This is a genomic window from Rheinheimera sp. (assembly GCF_030690345.1).
GTDB lineage: Bacteria > Pseudomonadota > Gammaproteobacteria > Enterobacterales > Alteromonadaceae > Alishewanella.
In genome coordinates this window covers 448,131-465,665 of sequence record NZ_JAUYGV010000008.1, presented here as the reverse complement: position 1 = coordinate 465,665, position 17,535 = coordinate 448,131, and the positions used below count along the sequence as shown (strand labels likewise).

The 17,535-nt window shown below is 51.7% G+C and carries 11 protein-coding genes; 6 read left to right on the top strand and 5 right to left on the bottom strand.

Features of this window, described 5'->3' with window-relative positions; genetic code table 11:
• The first annotated feature begins 35 nt into the window (after positions 1-35).
• From Q8O77_RS17070 to Q8O77_RS17050, 5 genes are all read left to right on the top strand, one after another.
• Entirely contained in the window at positions 36-1,931 is a 1,896-nt protein-coding gene (locus Q8O77_RS17070; RefSeq protein WP_305556085.1) for a hypothetical protein, read from the top strand.
• A 160-nt stretch (positions 1,932-2,091) separates the two neighbouring features.
• Positions 2,092-4,971, top strand: coding sequence for an insulinase family protein (locus Q8O77_RS17065; protein ID WP_305556081.1), 2,880 nt, complete (start codon positions 2,092-2,094; stop codon positions 4,969-4,971).
• Between the two features lie 113 nt (positions 4,972-5,084).
• The gene (locus Q8O77_RS17060; protein ID WP_305556078.1) at positions 5,085-5,576 is read left to right on the top strand and encodes a hypothetical protein; all 492 of its coding nucleotides are present in this window, start codon (positions 5,085-5,087) and stop codon (positions 5,574-5,576) included.
• 342 nt (positions 5,577-5,918) lie between these two features.
• Positions 5,919-6,968 carry a hypothetical protein gene (locus Q8O77_RS17055; protein ID WP_305556075.1) on the top strand — a complete coding sequence of 350 codons (1,050 nt, stop codon included), beginning with the start codon at positions 5,919-5,921 and terminating at the stop codon, positions 6,966-6,968.
• A 2-nt stretch (positions 6,969-6,970) separates the two neighbouring features.
• Positions 6,971-8,020 carry a hypothetical protein gene (locus Q8O77_RS17050; RefSeq protein WP_305556073.1) on the top strand — a complete coding sequence of 350 codons (1,050 nt, stop codon included), beginning with the start codon at positions 6,971-6,973 and terminating at the stop codon, positions 8,018-8,020.
• Positions 8,021-8,026: 6 nt separating this feature from the next.
• On the opposite strand, the gene Q8O77_RS17045 is transcribed toward Q8O77_RS17050, so the two are convergent.
• The 5 genes from Q8O77_RS17045 to zigA form a co-directional block, all read right to left on the bottom strand.
• The gene (locus Q8O77_RS17045; protein WP_305556070.1) at positions 8,027-8,548 is read right to left on the bottom strand and encodes a response regulator transcription factor; all 522 of its coding nucleotides are present in this window, start codon (positions 8,546-8,548) and stop codon (positions 8,027-8,029) included.
• The gene (locus Q8O77_RS17040) at positions 8,545-9,864 is read right to left on the bottom strand and encodes a HAMP domain-containing sensor histidine kinase (RefSeq protein ID WP_305556067.1); all 1,320 of its coding nucleotides are present in this window, start codon (positions 9,862-9,864) and stop codon (positions 8,545-8,547) included. Before Q8O77_RS17040 ends, Q8O77_RS17045 begins: the two co-directional genes overlap by 4 nt.
• A gap of 172 nt (positions 9,865-10,036) precedes the next feature.
• On the bottom strand, positions 10,037-11,449 hold the full coding sequence (locus Q8O77_RS17035; RefSeq protein WP_305556064.1) for a PepSY domain-containing protein: 1,413 nt from the start codon (positions 11,447-11,449) through the stop codon (positions 10,037-10,039).
• 9 nt (positions 11,450-11,458) lie between these two features.
• Positions 11,459-13,582 (bottom strand): TonB-dependent receptor, encoded by a 2,124-nt coding sequence (locus Q8O77_RS17030; protein WP_305556061.1) that lies wholly within the window; start codon positions 13,580-13,582, stop codon positions 11,459-11,461.
• Between the two features lie 86 nt (positions 13,583-13,668).
• A complete protein-coding gene (zigA, locus tag Q8O77_RS17025) occupies positions 13,669-14,877 on the bottom strand; it encodes a zinc metallochaperone GTPase ZigA (protein ID WP_305556058.1) in 1,209 nt (402 codons plus the stop codon).
• Positions 14,878-15,059: 182 nt separating this feature from the next.
• Here zigA and Q8O77_RS17020 point away from each other — a divergent pair, with 182 nt between their 5' ends.
• Positions 15,060-17,483, top strand: a complete 2,424-nt coding sequence (locus Q8O77_RS17020) for a TonB-dependent receptor (RefSeq protein WP_305556055.1) — start codon at positions 15,060-15,062, stop codon at positions 17,481-17,483.
• Positions 17,484-17,535 lie beyond the last annotated feature (52 nt).

Below are 17,535 nucleotides of genomic sequence, written 5' to 3'. Positions count from 1 at the left end.
AAAATTATTCTTTTACATCAACTTACGGAATTAGCATGGAAGTTAAATATAACGCGTTTAAAGCGGTTCTAATATTATCGTTGGCCTGTGGCACGGCGGCTTGTGGTGGCGGTAGCAGCTCTGAGACGGCGCCGCTGAGTTTTACTGTAACCGCTACAGCAGGTGCCGGCGGTACTATTTCGCCCGGTGATCGTGCTGTTACGTCCGGCCAGAGCACCAGCTTTACGGTTAGCGCTAATGACGGTTATGGTATAGCGTCAGTGACCGGCTGCGGCGGAACATTAAATGGCGCTACTTATACTACCGCGTCAATCAGCGCTGCTTGTACGGTAACTGCCGGCTTTGAACAGCTACCCGTTAGCTATACTGTAACTGCAACAGCGGGCGCTGGCGGTACTATCTCGCCAGGTGATCGTGCTGTTACTGCCGGTCAAAGTACCAGCTTTACGGTTAGTGCTAATGACGGTTATGGCATAACGTCGGTAACCGGCTGTGGTGGAGCATTAGACGGCACTACTTTTACTACTGCACCTGTCAGTGCTGCCTGTACGGTGACAGCAGGCTTTGAGCTGCTGCCTGTGGCAACGTCGTTATTAAATGGCAAGGTTATTGATGGCTATGTCAGTGGTGCTAAGGTATGGCTGGATATTAACGGCAACGGCGTACAGGATGAAGATGAGCCTTCTACTGTATCAATCGCGGCCGGTGAGTATGCATTGGAATTAACCGAAGAGCAGCGCGAGTGCGTACCTTATGCCACCTTGTATGTTGATGTACCGGTAGGTGCAATAGATGAAGACAGCGGTGAAGTAACCGCAGCCTATCAAATGGCCCGGCCGGCGCAGTTACAGCCGTTAGATGAAGCGGCATTGTTGCATATTTCGCCGTTAACGTCGGTGTTATGGCAACAGGTGCAGGCGCAATTGTCAAACAATGGACAACAGAGTTTGTCGTGTGCAGATCTTATTGCAAATAATGAACTGGGTGTGCAAATCAGCAACGAAGTTAAAGACATTATTCAAACGACAGTAAGTAAATATAATATTGCCGCGGATAAAATCTTCGCTGACTTTATTGCTGCTGATGATGAGGCAAGTTACCAGTTGGCACAAAGTATCGTTAAAGGCTTAAAAGCCGCTTATGCCTACAAGCAGCAACTGAAGCAACAGCACCCGACAGCAAACTATATCCGCAGCCAGTTTTATCAGGGCAGCGACATAGACAACAATAATGCCTACCCACAGGCATGGTATCGCGACACTATGTTGTCATTCGATAGCGGCTACAGTACCGAGCTGGTAAAAATGAATGACGAGCTGACGGAAGTGCTGCGTGACATTTACCTGCGTGAAAATACTGAAACTACCTGGGGGGCTGGTGTGTTAAGCCAAACCAGGGATATTTACAGCTACGGTGGTGATGGTACGGATTATAGCTGTACTAATACTGAAGCCGTATCGGTAACGTTGGATGGCATAACCTTTGGCCTGTCAAACGATGGCAGTTCGGCTACTGCGGCCTCTGTGGCACAATGTGTAAATACTAGCTTTAGTAATGGCCCTTACAAATATTACAGCGTCGACTATGTTGAAAACGCTGTTGTTTATCACACCAGGTTTGTTATCGCAGAAGATACAGCTGAATATCAAACCTTTGTGCAATGGAATGACCTGCAGGCTAAAGCTGGTATATTAAATCTGGCAGATTTAACTACGCACCTGAACAACAGCGGCTATAAGTTTGATGACACTGTCTTGTTGGATGTCAGCAGCTGGCACAAAAACGCCACCGATGATCGTACAACTAACCGTGTACAAGTGGATAAATATTCCGACCAGCCGTGGGAGAAACTGGAATATCAAGCCGATGGTACTTACATTAAAACCTGTAGTACTGATGAAGGTCAAAGCTGGGTAACGTGTAACGAATAACAGCCGGTTTTTATGCTTTATCTAAGGTAGCTTGACTCATCGTCAGGCTACCGACACATTTTATTACAATCCCGCAGCAGCCTTTGCTGGCAGCCTGCCGGCCAATTCATTACATTAAAGCAAACAGACACCCACCTTTTGTTTATCTACAGGTATTAAGATGAAAAAATTATTTGTTATCAGTGCAGTAGCTCTGGCAGTGCTGACCGGTTGTGCCGGTGAACGTAGTTTATCTGCCGATGCACAAGCCACTCAGCAACAGCTGCAGGGCCAGGTATTGGTAAGCCCGAATGATAACCGCGCTTATAAAACTCTGCTGCTGCCAAATAAACTGGAAGTGCTGCTGGTGTCTGATCCTACGGCCGAGAAATCTGCTGCTGCCTTAAGCGTTGGTGTGGGTTTATTACAAGACCCGATGAGCCAGCAAGGCATGGCGCATTATTTAGAGCATATGCTGTTTTTGGGCACTGAACGCTACCCGGATACCAAGGGCTACAGCGAATTTATGACCGCCAATGGCGGTGCGCAAAATGCCTACACCTGGCTTGATATTACCAACTATATGTTTAAGGTAAATAATGGCGCTTACGACGAAGCGCTGGACCGCTTCTCCGACTTTTTTAAAGCGCCCAAGTTATACCCGGAATACACCGATAAAGAGAAAAATGCGGTCAATGCTGAGTGGTCAATGCGCCGTGAGATGGACTTTTTCGGCCAGTACAATTTATCGCGCGGTATGATGGGCAGCCATCCGGCAAACCGGTTTTTAATTGGTAACCTGGAAACGCTCGGCGACAAAGACGACAGCAAGCTACACCCGGAAACCGTAGCGTTTTACCAAAAATATTATTCAGCCAATATTATGAAAGTGGCGCTGTTGAGTAATTTACCGCTGACTGAGATGGAGCAACTGGCGGCAAAACATTTCAGCAGCATTGAGAATAAAAACATTCAGAAGCCAGCCGTTACGGCGCAGTTAGATTTCAGCCAGCTGGGTGCCAAACGCATTCACTATGTGCCGAACCAGGATGTAAAACAGCTGCGGCTGGATTTTACCATCAGTAATAACAGCGACCGCTTTGCGGTTAAACCAAACGAATTTATCAGCTACCTGCTGGGTTCAGAGATGCCCGGCACCCCGGCAGAGCAATTAAAAGCCATGGGGCTTATTTCTAACTTAAATGCCAGTGCCACGCCGGACTTATACGGCAATTATGGCTCGCTCAGCATTGATGTCGAGTTAACCGATGCCGGTATGCAAGCGCGTGAAGGCATAGTGGCCACTATTATGCAGTATATTGAACTGGTAAAACGTCAGGGCGTGGACAGCAAATACTTCAGCGAAATTCAAACCAGCCTGAATAACCAATTCCGCTTTTTAGAAAAGGGCGATGAGTTTGGTTATGTGTCTAACCTGGCCGATGCAATGCAAAAAGTGCCGGCGCGCCACGCTGTTAATGCGCCGTTTTACTATCAACGTTTTGACGCTGATGCGATCCGCGATGTGCTGGCGCAGTTAACGCCACAGCGCTTACGGGTGTGGTATATCAGCAAGCAGGAGCCGCATAACAGCAGCCTGCATTTTTATGACGGCAAATACAAAATTGCCGATATCAGCGCGGAAGAGCAGCAAAGCTGGCAACAAAGCCCGCAACTGGCCCTGACACTGCCGGCGGTAAACCGCTTGCTACCGGAGAACTTTGCCGTTAAAGCGCCACAGGCACAGCAAAAGCCGGAGTTAGTGCTGCAACAGGATGGCATCAGCGCCTGGTTGTATCCCAGCCAACAGTTTGCCGGCCAGCCACGCGGTGTGCTGGAGATTTTCTTTAATACCGGTGCGCCGCAACAGGACATTAAAGCCAAAGTATTGCTGGCACTGTGGCACGACTTATACAACCTGCAGCAAAGCGCCCTGGCCACTGAAGCCGATATTGCCGGTATGCAACTACGCCTTACTGCCGGCAGTGGCATGGCGCTGACGGTAGCCGGTTTTACCGACAAACAACCGCAGCTATTGCAGCAAGCGTTGGCCGGTTTAACGCTAAGCAGCGATGGGCAAAGCTTTGCTCAGGCCAAAGATCGCTACGTACGCGGCTTGCAAAATCAGGCTAAACAGTTCCCGTTTTATCAGGCATTTAACGCTTACAATAGCCTGATCCGCAACGGCAATTATGAAACAGAGCAATTAATAGCAACTACAAATGCGTTAACTGCAGATGAGCTACAGGCCTTTATTGCCACTACGCTGGCGCATAACCAACTGCGTATTTTTGCTTTTGGTAACTACGATAAGGCCGCGGTAGAGCAAGTAGTAACCACGGTAAAACAAGCCTTACCGGCACAGCGCACTGAACTGCCATATAGCCGCACAGCCTATTGGCAACCGGCAGTGGGCGAAACTTTGGTACTGCAAAAAGACATCGACGTAGCCGACGTTGCGCTGGTAGATGTGCATGTGCATCCTGAGCCATCTTATGCCCAGTTGGCACGTGCTACGGTGCTGAAAAGCCATTTCAGTAATGTGGCTTTTGACAAGCTGCGCACTGAAGAGCAACTGGCGTACGCCGTAGGTGGTACCGCCATGCAGTTGGAAGATTATGTTGGCTTTGCCATGTATATTCAGACCCCGGTAAAAGGTGTGGCTGATATTCAGGCGAGGTTTGACTTGTTTAAACAGCAGTATGCCAAAGAGCTGGATGCTTTAACTGAAGAGGCCTTCGCGCAGTTAAAAGCCAGCAGCCTGGTCACGTTAAAAGAGCCGCCAAAAAACCTGCAGGACGAAGTAGGGCCGTTAATTAGCGACTGGTACCGCGAGAAATTCAGCTTCGACAGCAAGCAGCAGTTAATTGCTGCGGTTGAGCAGGTAACCCTGGCAGACGTTAAGGCCTTTTACCGCGAAACCATGTTAAACGCCAAAGCACCGCGGGTTTCAGTGCAGATGCGCGGTACTAAATTTCGCGACCAACCCTTTGCCGATTTACCCGACCAGAAAAAAGTGACCGACATTGCCGCCTTTCATCAGTTGATGAAAAAGCAGTAAGCCGGTGCTGATATAAAAAAACGCAGCTTAGGCTGCGTTTTCAGATCACATAGTGTAAATATCTTGTGATGGCTGATTTTTAGTTATTTATGCTTAATATTAAGGAATTAATTTTGGATAATGCGGAGCTTTATACTGCTCTGGAACAAGCTGTTCCGGGTTTTGTCGCGGCCAATGTAGTAACACCTGAGGTAGATGAGCGGCAGGGTATCTATAAAGAATTGTTTTGGCTGGATGCGCTGCTGGGGGAGGACTTTCATTGTTATGTTGAATGGAAAGAATTTGATCCCTGGGCTCTGGCTAGTATGAATAAGTTGGTGCCGATCCGCCAGGCCGGCATAACACTGGTAACAGACAGCCTGTACGATAAACACGGAGTTCCGCTTGGCGAGTTAAATTATTACGATGACGGTGGTTTCTTTCTGCCGGTTTTACAGCAGCAACTGCGAACTGCCAATTTGCAACTGTTGGAAATTTGTACCATACAAAATAACCAACCTTATCTGCAGGAAAACCCACGCTTTATCTGCATAACTACCGACCCGGAAAAAGTGGCTCAACTGCAACAGTGCCTGCAATATAAAGCGCTTACCCTTGTTGGCTGAGCTAAAGGTTAATACCGGTAAGCGATAAGAAAGACAAAAATAATTTGAGCAATCACTTTAAACAGCAGTTTAAGCCGCTGGCTGCCGCTTTATAACGACTAAGGCAGGTGGTTAAACCAGCTGCGACATTCACATTTATCTCACTGTTGGGGAATTTAAACAGTCAGGTTGTTTTTTAACCGCTGTTGCTTGCCGCCCGGCCAACGTTACGTATTGCATTCAGATCTTACTGGTCTATCTTGTTGGTGGAGTTGTAACCAGTCACATGGACGAGACGCAAAAATAATAACGATAATCTCAGCAAGAACCCTGTTTCAGCAGAGAAAAGGCGAGGACAACCCAATGAAAAAATCTACCCTGCTGCTATTAGCAGGCCTGCTTAGCGCGTCGGCGCAGGCGGCTGTTGGCGGCTACCCTGTTGTATTAGTACATGGCTTTCAGCCGGATAATTTAGCCAGCCGGCCTACCGGCAGCCAGGTAAGCAACAATGGCGCTGAGTACTGGGCTGAATATTGGCGCGACCGTGCCGATGTGCGCATAGACTGGCCATCACAGGAACGTGTAGCCGGTAAAATTGCCAGTGACTATGTTTGGCCGAAGTTGCAGCAAATGTCGCAGCAGGGTACTTGTGCCAACGGCTGTATTTTTGTCTCGCACTCTACCGGCGATTTAGTCACCCGCTACATTATTGACAACCAAGCGCTGTGGCTGCAAAACGCCGGCCTGCAACCGCTGAATATTGTTGCCAGCTTCGACTTTGCCGGTGCCGGTGGTGGGGTAGAGCTGGCTGATTTAGCGGTAAATGTGGCCGGTGGTTCGGGCCTGATCGATGGCGCGCTGCGTTTAGCCTTGTCATTGTGGCTGGGTGAAATTCCTACCCCGGCAACGGTAGGGGTGTTAAACGATTTACGGGTAAACACCGCCCGGCAGTTAGCGCCGTTGCCGGATAGCCGCGTACCGCGCTTACGTTTTGTTGGCGCCGGGTCAGATTTCTTAGGTGCTACCGGCTTGTTTTTACCGGGCGAGGACGATGGCGTAGTGGCCAGTCATTCCAGTTGCGGCGCTTCCGCTGTGGCCAGCTTTAACAGTTGCTCGCGCAGTGTGGCCTTTGATGGCAAGCTTACTTCGGTTAGTGGTCCGTCTGGCTTTATGCCGTATCACTACCCGATGCTGATGAGCGAAGGCTACAGCCACAGCGAGGTGATTGCTAACAGTGCTGAGGATGAAATTACCGCCGCTAACAGCGGTGCTGATTACTTAAACGGTGAGCGGTTGCAGTTTAATACCTACGATGAAAACCGCGGCTGGTGGATTTTCAGCTCACGTTATCGTGTGGTGCGTAACTCGAATAACACCAGCATGTCGGCACTGGTGTATCAGGCCGCGAATTAAACATGAATAAGAAGTGGTTGTTAGTACTAAGCCTGTCAGCTTTGCTGGCAGGCTTAGGGTTATTCTGGCCGCAACCGGCACCGCTGCAACAACAGCCAAAGCCGGAATTGGCCCGGCCTGATACTGTGGCCAAAGCTCCATTACAGCCTGCCGCTGCTGCGCCGCAGCAAATTACGGTAACCGAGAAAGTCCCGCAGCCAATAAGTGAGAGCTTTAAACTGCTGGCCAGCGCCTATGCTACCGAGTTGGAGTTGCCAGGCTACTCGCGGCCGCTAAGCACTGATGACGAGCATTTACTTAACCCCAACCGCTATATCCCGCAAAGCGTGCCGCTTGCAGGCGGCGCCAGCGCCAGCATAGTGCTGTCTAAGTATCGTTTTAGTTACCCTGAGTCTGTGCCGGTTACGCTGGAAATAAACGGCTTACAGGTATTTGATGTCAGCGTGCAGCTGGTACAAGAAAGCAGCGCTGACAGCGCAGCAAGTGCAGAGATGCGCGGCACACCACAGCGCTACAGCGCTACACTTGAGCCGGAAGATAGCTGGAACGGCGCCTTTGAAGTGCAGGTAAGCTTTAGCGCTAATGGACAAAACCAGGTACTGAAGACCGGTATTGAATACCATAACCCGGTCGCCACTATTACCGGCGTCGGTGAGGTACGCGGTCTGGGCAGTGATATGCAGATCCCGCTGCAGCTTGAGGTAAAACAAGCTGGTTTTTACCGCCTGCGTGCCAATTTGTACACCGAACAACGTCAGCCACTGGCACTTTTGACCGCAACTGAAAAACTGGGCAGCGGCAAGCAGCAAATCACCTTACGCGCTTTTAAAGCCGTGCTGCGTAATAACAGCGGGCCTTATATTCTCGGCAGCTTTGTACTGGAAAAACGCCCGGCGGTACCGGGTGAGCTCACGCAATACGGCGACAGTGAAAAAGCCGAATACCAGTTAGACAGTTTTTCACTTAACCAGCTAAGCGATGAGCCCTGGCAACCCGACGAGCAAGAGCTGCAGCGCCTGCAGTTTTTACAGCAAATGGCTGAACAGCAATAAATCAGATTAAGGCCGGTGTTTGCTTAGCTTGCGCTGCAATGTTCGCCGGTGCATGCCCAACAGCTCTGCGGTACGGCTGATATTGCCGTCCTGCTCGCTGAGCACGCGGTTTATATGTTCCCATTCCAGCTGATCAGGTGACAGGAGCGGTTGGCTGTTGTGCTCTGTAGCAGGAAGCGCGCTGTTATCACCGCGCAGTGCCTGCTCAAGTTGCAGTAAATCGACAGGCTTGGTCAGGTAGTCATCGGCGCCCAGCTTTACCGCCTGCACAGCATTGGCAATGCTGGCATAGCCGGTTAGCAGCACAATACGGCAAGCAGGCAATGCCTGGCGCAGCGGCGTAACAAAGCTTAAGCCGGACTGGCTGGCAAAGCGCAGATCCAGTAAATAGACATCGGCCTGCAGTGCTACAAGCTGCGGCGGCGTAATCGCGTCTGAAATAGCCACGACGCTAAAACCTCGCAGGCTAAACCGGCGCGATAGCGCATTAAGCAACGCGATATCATCATCAACAATTACCAGCTTCACGCCTTGGGCTCCGTGTGCTGGCGTGGCATAGTGATTAGCGTTAGGGTGCCATTGCCGGCATTTTGCCGGCGCACACTGCCGCCTAAGCGCTCAATCGACATATTGGCCAGAAACTGGCCTATGCCTAAGCCTTGCTCACTTTGCTGTGGCAGTTTACCCAGCTCAGCCAGCCGGCTGTCAGATAACCCCTCACCAAAATCCCCTACCTGCAAGGTTAAGCCTTCAGCGTGCAGGCTCAGCTGTAATTCCAACTGGTTACTGTTATTGGCCAAACTGGCGTCGGCAGCGTTATCAAGGATATTCAGCAGGGCAGCACTAAAACCCTGGCTATCGCTTAGCGTAAAATCTTCGGCCTGTATGACCCGCTTGATGTTAAGGCTGATATCCGGCCGGCTGTTTAGCCAGCGTGTTATCGCCTGCTCTGTTTGCTGGCACAACGGCGCTGTGCTGTGCTGCTGGCGCAGGCTGCCGGCATCGCTGCGCAGTTGCTGCACAATCTGCTGGCAGCGCTGCAGCTGTTGCTTTAAATCCTGTGCTGCCGGCTGATCGGTTGCCAGTTCATCGGCCAACAGCTGCATGGTTTGGATTGGGCTGGCTAAGTCATGCGCCGCGTTAGCGGCAAAGGTTGCCAGTGCCAGCATTTGCTCGTTGCGCACTTGCTGCTGCTGTAATTCACTTATTTTTTTCGATTTAACCCGATTTAAGTTAGCCTGGGCGCTGATAAACCAACTGATTAGCAAGGCCGAGATAGCAAAGGCCCACCACATTTGCTGCATATGCTGGCTAAATCCACTCGTTGTACTGTGCTGCGCATGCATCAGGTGGCCGGCATGGGCGGCGTGCTGCTCAGTTTGCGCCAGCAAGCTATCAATATCCGGAATGTTTAAATCGCCCACCTGTAACAGCAGGCTATAGCCAACAATGGCCAGCAGGGCAATAAAATAACAGCTGCGCCCGGGTAGCATAACGGCGGCTACGGCCACCGGCAGTAACAGCATGGCGACTAAGCCATTACTGACACCGCCGCTTAACGCCAGTAAGCAGGTCAACAAAAGCACATCGAGTGTGCAACACAGCAGGTAAATGGCGTTAAGTGGTACGCGGCTGGCAGCCAGCCAGGGCGGCAGTAAATTGGTGCAAATATGGGTTAGCAGCAACAGACTAAGTAACGGCCAGGAGCTGACCTCATAATGCAGTAACCAACCGGCAAGCAGTGCTAACGCTGCAAAGCTTACCAAACCCCAGCGAAACTGCACAAAGTGTTTAAGCTGATGTTGCGCGGAAAGTTCAGTGGCAATAATAAGTTGTGTGGCCATAGCGAAGCTCTACCTTGCTACAGAAAAAAGACGGCTGCCAGGCAGCCGTTTGCAAAATGTCAGAGCAGACTAAACCATTGCAGCGGTAATGTCATTCTGAGTGTGTTAAGTGTAACGCCATCAGCGGCTTGCGTCGCTGTGGCAAATTGTCGCACTACTGTTGTGTATGGTGTTATCTGCGGCGCAGGCGCATGGCAAAGCCCAAACCAGCCATCAGCAGCACTAACAACATAATGCCTGTTACCGCTATATCGCGGCCTTCACGGCCTAACAGCGGCTGCAACAGGCCCCATTTATGCACAAAAGAAAAACTGTAGCGCTCAAGCCGGCTGGCCTGGCTTTGCTGCTCAATTAACTGGCCGCTTAGCGCATCGACAAACAGCCGGCCGCCGGGGTAGTCAAACTGCCATACCGGCAGGCGCTTGTTGCGAAAATCGTAGTCCGGACCAAAGCGGCTGATTAGCGTTTGATTACTAAGCTGCTCTGGCGCTAAACCGGTAAACTTCTCTGCCAGCAAGCGGGCGTAGCGGACATCGTCCAGCGCCGGGGCGTTGTTAGTCAGGGCTAAAAACCGGGCGCCTTGCTCGCTTTGCTGGCCGTTAAAACGGCTGTGGCGATCGGCCTGTTGTTGGGGGTTAAATTCAGATAGTCGCCAATACCAGTGGCCAGCAGCGGCTTGAATTAAACTGGCGCTGTTATACAACACCCGGCTATCAAGCTGTTGTTGCAGGTTAAGCGTGGCCGGCAGCGGCTGGCTGGCAGGCAGTGTTAAACCGGTGTTGGCCTTGGGCAGTTGTTTATAAGCAAAGTGATAGATGCCGCTTAGCAGATACAACAGCACCGGCAGCGCCAGCAGCCAGGACAGCGCATAATGCCAGCGGCGCAGGCCCCTGCGGCGGGCGCCCAAAGGCAGTTTCAGCAACAGCCAGATGCCGCTGAGTGTCAGTAACAGCGCGCTGCCAAGCAGTATGGTCATAATGATAACTTTCAACGTGGGCGTGCTATCCAGCCACTGCCAGCTGTGTAGCTGGCGAAATACCGCCTGTACTGTGGTTTTATATGGATTGGTAATGCCGGCCATGCTCAGGCTTTCGGTGTGAATATACAGGCTCAGGCCGTTTTGGTAATCCACCTGATACACCGGCAGCAGGCGGTTTATCGACGGATAGGCATTGTTATACGCCGTTAGCAGCGTAATGGCGCTAACCTCTGCTTCCGGCAGACCACTGTAGTGACTGCTTAGCCAAACTGCGACGTCTTTATCGTCCGGCGCGTCGCTACCATCCAGTGTCAGATAGCGGCGCGGCGAAGTGAGATCGGCGGTTAGCTGGATCAGTACTGTATTACGATAGGGCAGCAGCTTTACCAGCGCTTGCGATGGCAGCGCGGCGTTATTCAGCTGCAGCATAGCCCGCTGTAAAGTGGCGCCGTCAAGCTGCAGCGCCGGTGGGCGCATGGTGACCGCTTGTGGCCCGGTCCAACTCATAACAGGGTGAGTGATACCGCTAAGGGCAAAGATAACCAAGGTGGCGCCACCGAGCCATAACAGCAAGCGGTGCCATTTTACTAAGGTAAAGGTTTTCATGCTTGCCCCTTAGAAGCTGACTGTGGCACTGACAAATACACTGCGCGGCATACCCGGCCGGTACTCGACGGCGCTTGAACCGACCTGATTGCTGGTATAGGTCGAGTAGGTTTTATCGCTGATATTCATCAGTCTTGCCGCCAGTGTAATGCTGCCGGTTAGCTGATAACGGGCTCGCAGGTGCCATAAATCGTGGCCCGGGTAAGTGTTGGTGTTGGTCTCGTCGGTAAAGTAACGGCCGACTTTTTGCCATTCTAACTCCAACCACAAGCCCGATACTGCTTGCGGCTGATAACTCAGGCTGCTTTGCCATAGCTGTTTTGGCGCTTTGCCGACATCAAAACCGGCAAAGTTGCGGGTTTCTGACAGCGGCGGTACGCAGGCCGGTGGAAAACAGCTGTAAAGATACTGAAAATCGTCATATTTCTGCCGGCTATAGCTGCCGCTGGTTTGCCATTGCCATTGCGCATTCAGTGCAAGCTGCAGCATCAGTTCAATACCGCGGTGGCTGGTTTCACCGGCATTGGTCACTTTGCGCGTATTGCCGTCGATGTAGGTCACCACATCATCTTTTATGGTCAGATCGTACAAGCTTGTATCAAGCCTGATCCGCCCGAACTGGCCACGCCAGCCCAGTTCGTGGTTTACCGCAGTTACCGGCTGCAGTTCAGTGGTGTCACTGCTGCTACCGGGGCGGAATGCCTGGCCAACAGACGGCACCCTGAAAGCATGGCGCCGGTTGGCATACAGCTGCTGGTTGTCAGCGAATTTCCACACTATACCGGCTTTGGGGCTAAGCTGGCGGTAGCTGACCTTCTGCGACTCTGGCCGTAACCAGCTGCTACGGCCCACTTGCTGAGGCACATCCTCTGGCAGCAAGTCGGTGTAATCCACGCTGAAATAATCATAGCGCGCGCCCAGGCTGATAATCAGTTGCTCAGTGGCAAACCACTGCAGTTGTGCATAGGGAGATAATACAGTCTGATCGGCGTCATAGTGGTAGTTGGTGCGGCCGGTCAGGGCGTAATCAGTGTAAATATCGCCGTCGCGGCTGACGGTAATTTGCTGCTCGGCAAAGTTGGCCGGCGTATAGTCAATATCCAGCCCGGCCGTCCAGTTAAAGGCGCTGCTGTTTTGCTGGCTGTACTGCGCCAGTAAACCATAGGATTTAAACCGGGTTTGCTGCAGTACCGGGTCGTAGCTTAGCATCCAGCCGGGCATTAGATCGGAGCGGTTATCGCGGAAAAAGGGCGTCAGCATCAGCTCGCTGGTGTCAGATAGCTGATGGCGCAGCTCGGCCGACAACCGCAGCGCCTGCACATCGCGTGCGCCCATTTCAGCATGATAGTAATTACGCTGTGGGTTTTGGCTAAAGTCGGTAAAAGACAAGCCTGATGTGCCGCTTTGCTCTACCTTGCCAAAGCTAAGCAGGGTTTTTAGCCGGGTGCTGTCGCTGACTTCGCTATCCAGCCGCAGGTTAGTGGAAAAACGCTGATAATCCGACTGTTCGCGAAAACTGTCACTTTGTGTGCTGTTAAGCTGCCAGAAGGCACTGTGGTTTTCCGCTACAGGCCCGCTGACACTAAGTAAACCGCGTTGCCAGCCGTCACTACCCAATTCCGCCTGTAAGCGGCCGCCAAACTGCGCAGCCGGCTCTGGCGTTAAAATATTAAACATGCCGCCGATGGCATCACTACCGTACAGCGCTGAGCCCGGGCCTTTGGTCACTTCTACCCGGCCGGCATTCGGAATATCTATTTCATACAGGCCGTTATGGTTAAAAAAACCTGTCGGCCGGGTAGGTAAGCCATCTTCTAAAAACAAGTAAACGCCACCGGTGCTGATAGGTTGGCGGATAGCCGTCATATGGCCTTCACCGCCTAAATCGTTAACATGCACTCCGGAGACACGGTTTAACAGCTCCGCCGGGTGGCCGGGGCTGACGTTTTGAATAGTGGCTTCATCCAGCACGGACACGGCTTCGGCCAGATTAACCAACGCCTGCGCCTGGCGGCTGCTGGTGACCACCATCACTTCAATATCATTTGCTGTCGCCTCTGTGGCGAACACGATAGCGGGAGCAAGCAGTAAAGGCAGACCAAGCACGGCTGGGGTAAGTTTATTAAATGTCATGCGCATTATTCTGTTAGTTAATTGATTTTACTCAACTAAGGTAACAAATACCGGCGCAGCAGTGGATGCGACATATTGTCGCAGTGCTATGGTGTCTCCTGCATAAAGGGGTTGGTAAGTTGCTGCCATTGCTGCTCACCCGGTTCAAGTTCGGCGTCGGTTAACAGGCAGGCTTCCAACTGCGCCAGCATGGTGGTTTTATCCAGTTGCCGGCCGATAAACACCAGCTGCTGGCGCCGGTCGCCATAGGGCTCAGCCCAGCTTTGCATAATGGCCTCCTGCAATTCCGGCTCTTTCGGCCACTCTGCATCCGGCACCGCTTGCCAGAATAAGCCGGCCATATTGTAGCGGGCCATGCCACCGGCCTGATGCCACAGCCAGGCGTATTCGGGCGTGCTGGCCAGCCAAAAATAACCCTTAGAGCGCAGCAGGCGGCCGCTCGGCCAGTCCTGATGTAAAAAGGCATGAAAGCGCGCCGGGTGAAACGGCTTGCGTGCAGTAAAGGCAAAGCTGCTGATACCGTATTCTTCGGTTTCCGGTTTATGCTCACCGCGTAGTTCAGCCAGCCAGCCGGGCGCTTGTTGCGCCTGCTCAAAGTTAAATAAGCCGGTATTAAGGATCTGCGTTATCTCAACTTTGCCTTTGTCAGCATGAATAATGCGGGCGCGGCTGTTTAAGCTACGTAAAATGGCGCTAAGACGTTGTAACTTCTCTGCGCTGACCAAATCGGCTTTGCTTACTACCAATACATCGCAAAACTCCACTTGCTCGATTAATAAGTCGGCGACGCTGCGCTCGTCGTCTTCGCCCAGGCTTTCGCCACGTTCACTTAAATCCTGCGCGGCTTCAAAGTCAGCAAGAAAATTTACCGCATCCACTACCGTTACCAGGGTATCCAGCCTGGCAATATCGGCCAGGCTCTGGCCGTCTTCGTGCTCAAAGGTAAAGGTTTCAGCAATCGGCAGCGGCTCGGAAATGCCGGTGGATTCAATCAACAAATAATCAAAGCGGCCGGCTTTAGCCAGTTTGCCCACCTCCAGCAATAAATCTTCGCGCAAGGTGCAGCAAATGCAGCCGTTGCTCATTTCCACCAGTTTTTCTTCGGCGCGGTTCAGGCTTACTTCTTTATTTAACTGATGAGCGTCGATATTGACGTCGCTCATATCGTTAACGATAACCGCCACGCGCAAGCCGTCGCGGTTATGCAGTACATAGTTAAGCAGGGTAGTTTTACCGGCTCCGAGAAAGCCGGATAACACCGTTACCGGCAGCCGTGGATCAATAGGTTTCGTCATTACTTCGCTTCACTGAATAAGTTGGGGGTTGGCTGATGTTATTTACCCGCAGGCGTTGCACTAACGCTAAATAATGTTATAACATCACAAAAGTTAAAAGATGTTATAACATAACAATTGAGCCGTCAAATGCTGAAGCTGCTCCAGGCAATGGCAAAACGGCGCTATTTATGGGGAATAAGATGTTTAAGAAAACCATATTGGCCACGGTGGTTAGTAGCTGTTTGCTGGCGGGTTATGCCAGTGCAGAGTCTGTTAGCGGCGTGGTTATTGATGAGAATGGCCAGCCGGTAGCGGGGGCTGAAATTAGCGTGGTGGGGGAGAATCAGCGGGTATTTACCGATGCCAACGGCCGTTTTGTGGTAAGCAAGCTGCTGGCCGCTGAAGCAGAGTTGCATATAGAAGCGCGCCGCTTTGGCCACCGTAATTTTCACTTTACTGTGCCACAGCAAGGCTTAACAGATGTTAGCCTGACCCTGCTTAGCAGCAGCATTGAAGTAATAGATGTAAAAGCCAGCCCGTTTCATGCCTCTGCTACTGAGTCAGCCTTGCCGGTTAGCGTATTGGCCGGCGATGCGCTGAAAATGCGTCAAGCGTCGACACTGGGTGATACGTTAAAAAACGAAGTCGGCGTGCATTCTAATTTCTATGGTGGAGTGGCCAGCAGCCCGATTATCCGTGGCCTGGACGGCCCGCGCGTGCTGATTACGCAAAATGGCCTCGATGCCGGTGATGCCTCACGCGTAGGGCCTGACCATAGTGTAGCCGCCGAGGCCAGCACTGCCACACAAATTGAAGTGCTGCGCGGCCCGGCCACCTTATTTTACGGCAGTGGTGCTATTGGTGGTGTGGTGAATGTGGTCGACGAGCGTATTCCTACCGACAACAGCACCCGTGCCGAATGGATGCTGCAGCGTGAATCCGTTAACAATGAAAAATTAGCTGCAGGTTCTTTGGTTTCCGGTGTCGATAACATTGGCGTTTACGTCGATGGCTTCTGGCGCGACAACGGCAACTACAGTATTCCCGGCTTTGCCGATATAGCGCCGGATGAAGATGCGGTAAAAGGTAAGGTAGCTAATACCGCCGCTACTGCTAAAGGCTTTACCTTAGGTGGCAGTTATTTGCTGGATAACGGCTATATTGGTGTGTCTTATGGCCGGCTGGACCGCGAGTACGGTATTCCGGGACATTCGCATGGTGGCCATGATGAGCACGATGATCATGACGACCACGATGAGCACAGCGCCGAAGAAGACGTGTTTGCCGACTTAACCCAGAACCGCTATCAGCTGCTTAGCGAGCTGAACTTTTCATCCGGGTTAATCCGCGCCGTTAACACCAAACTGGCATTTACCGATTATGAGCATGCTGAAATTGAGCATGGCGAAATTGGCACTACCTTTCAAAACCAAAGCCGTGAAGCCCGTATTGAAATTTTACACCGGCCTTATCAGGACTGGCGCGGCGGCTTAAGCCTGCACTACAAATACAGTGATTTTGAGGCCATCGGCGCAGAAGCCTTTACGCCGCCGTCAGAAACGCAAATGCTGGCGTTGGGCTGGATGGAAGAACGCCACTGTGGCCCCTGGTTAGTGCAGTTAGGTGCCCGTATTGAACGGGTAACGCTTGATGCAACGAATGTGCTGTTGCCGGATATTGCTGCCCATGGCCACGACGAGCATGATGACCACGCTGATGACGACCACGGTGCAGAGTTTATCCGCGTATTTGATGTCAGCCAAAAATTCACACCTTACAGCCTGTCGGCCGGTGCGGTATGGGATTTTGCTGAAGGCTATAACCTCGGTGTATCAGTATCACGTTCGCAGCGGGCGCCCTCCGCATCTGAGTTACTGTCATTTGGCCCGCACATTGGTACGGCGGCCTATGAAGTTGGTGCATTATTTGTGCTGGATGACGATGAGTTTGTGTTAAACACTCAAGCAATAGAAATGGAAACGGCGAATAACCTGGATATTACGCTGCGTAAATTCAGCGGTAATACCGGCTTTGTGTTAAATGCCTTCTATAACCAGGTGGATAACTACTACTACCAGCAAAATACCGGCTTGTTTGCCGAAGACGGTCATGATCACGACGATGACCACGGCGATGATCACGATCACGGCGATGAGCATGATCACAGCGGTGAGTTGCCGGTGTATCTGTTTACCGCTGCTGATGTCACTTTGCACGGTTTAGAGGCGCAGTATGTCTGGCAGCTAAATGAGCCGTTTAAACTAACCTTGCAAGGCGATTATATCCGTGCCCGCTTAAAAGGTGGTGGTGACTTACCCCGCACGCCGCCACTGCGTTTTTCCGCAGAGCTGGCTTATGAGCAGGATGCCATCAGCGCAGATTTACGCGCCACCCGCTATATGAAGCAGGACAGAACTGCAGCGCTGGAAACGGCGACTGACGGTTATACCTTGCTCGATGCCAGCGTCAGCTACCGCTTTAACCTTGGCTCTTCGCAGCTTACTGCCTACCTCAAAGGCCAGAATCTGACAGATGAAGATGTTCGGGTGCATACCTCATTTTTAAAAGACAAAACCCCACTGCCGGGCCGTTCGATGGCACTGGGTGTGCGCGGTAGTTTTTAACGTTTTTGTCGCAGGTATGTGTGGTTCCTGGCCTGCGGCAACTTTTTATTTA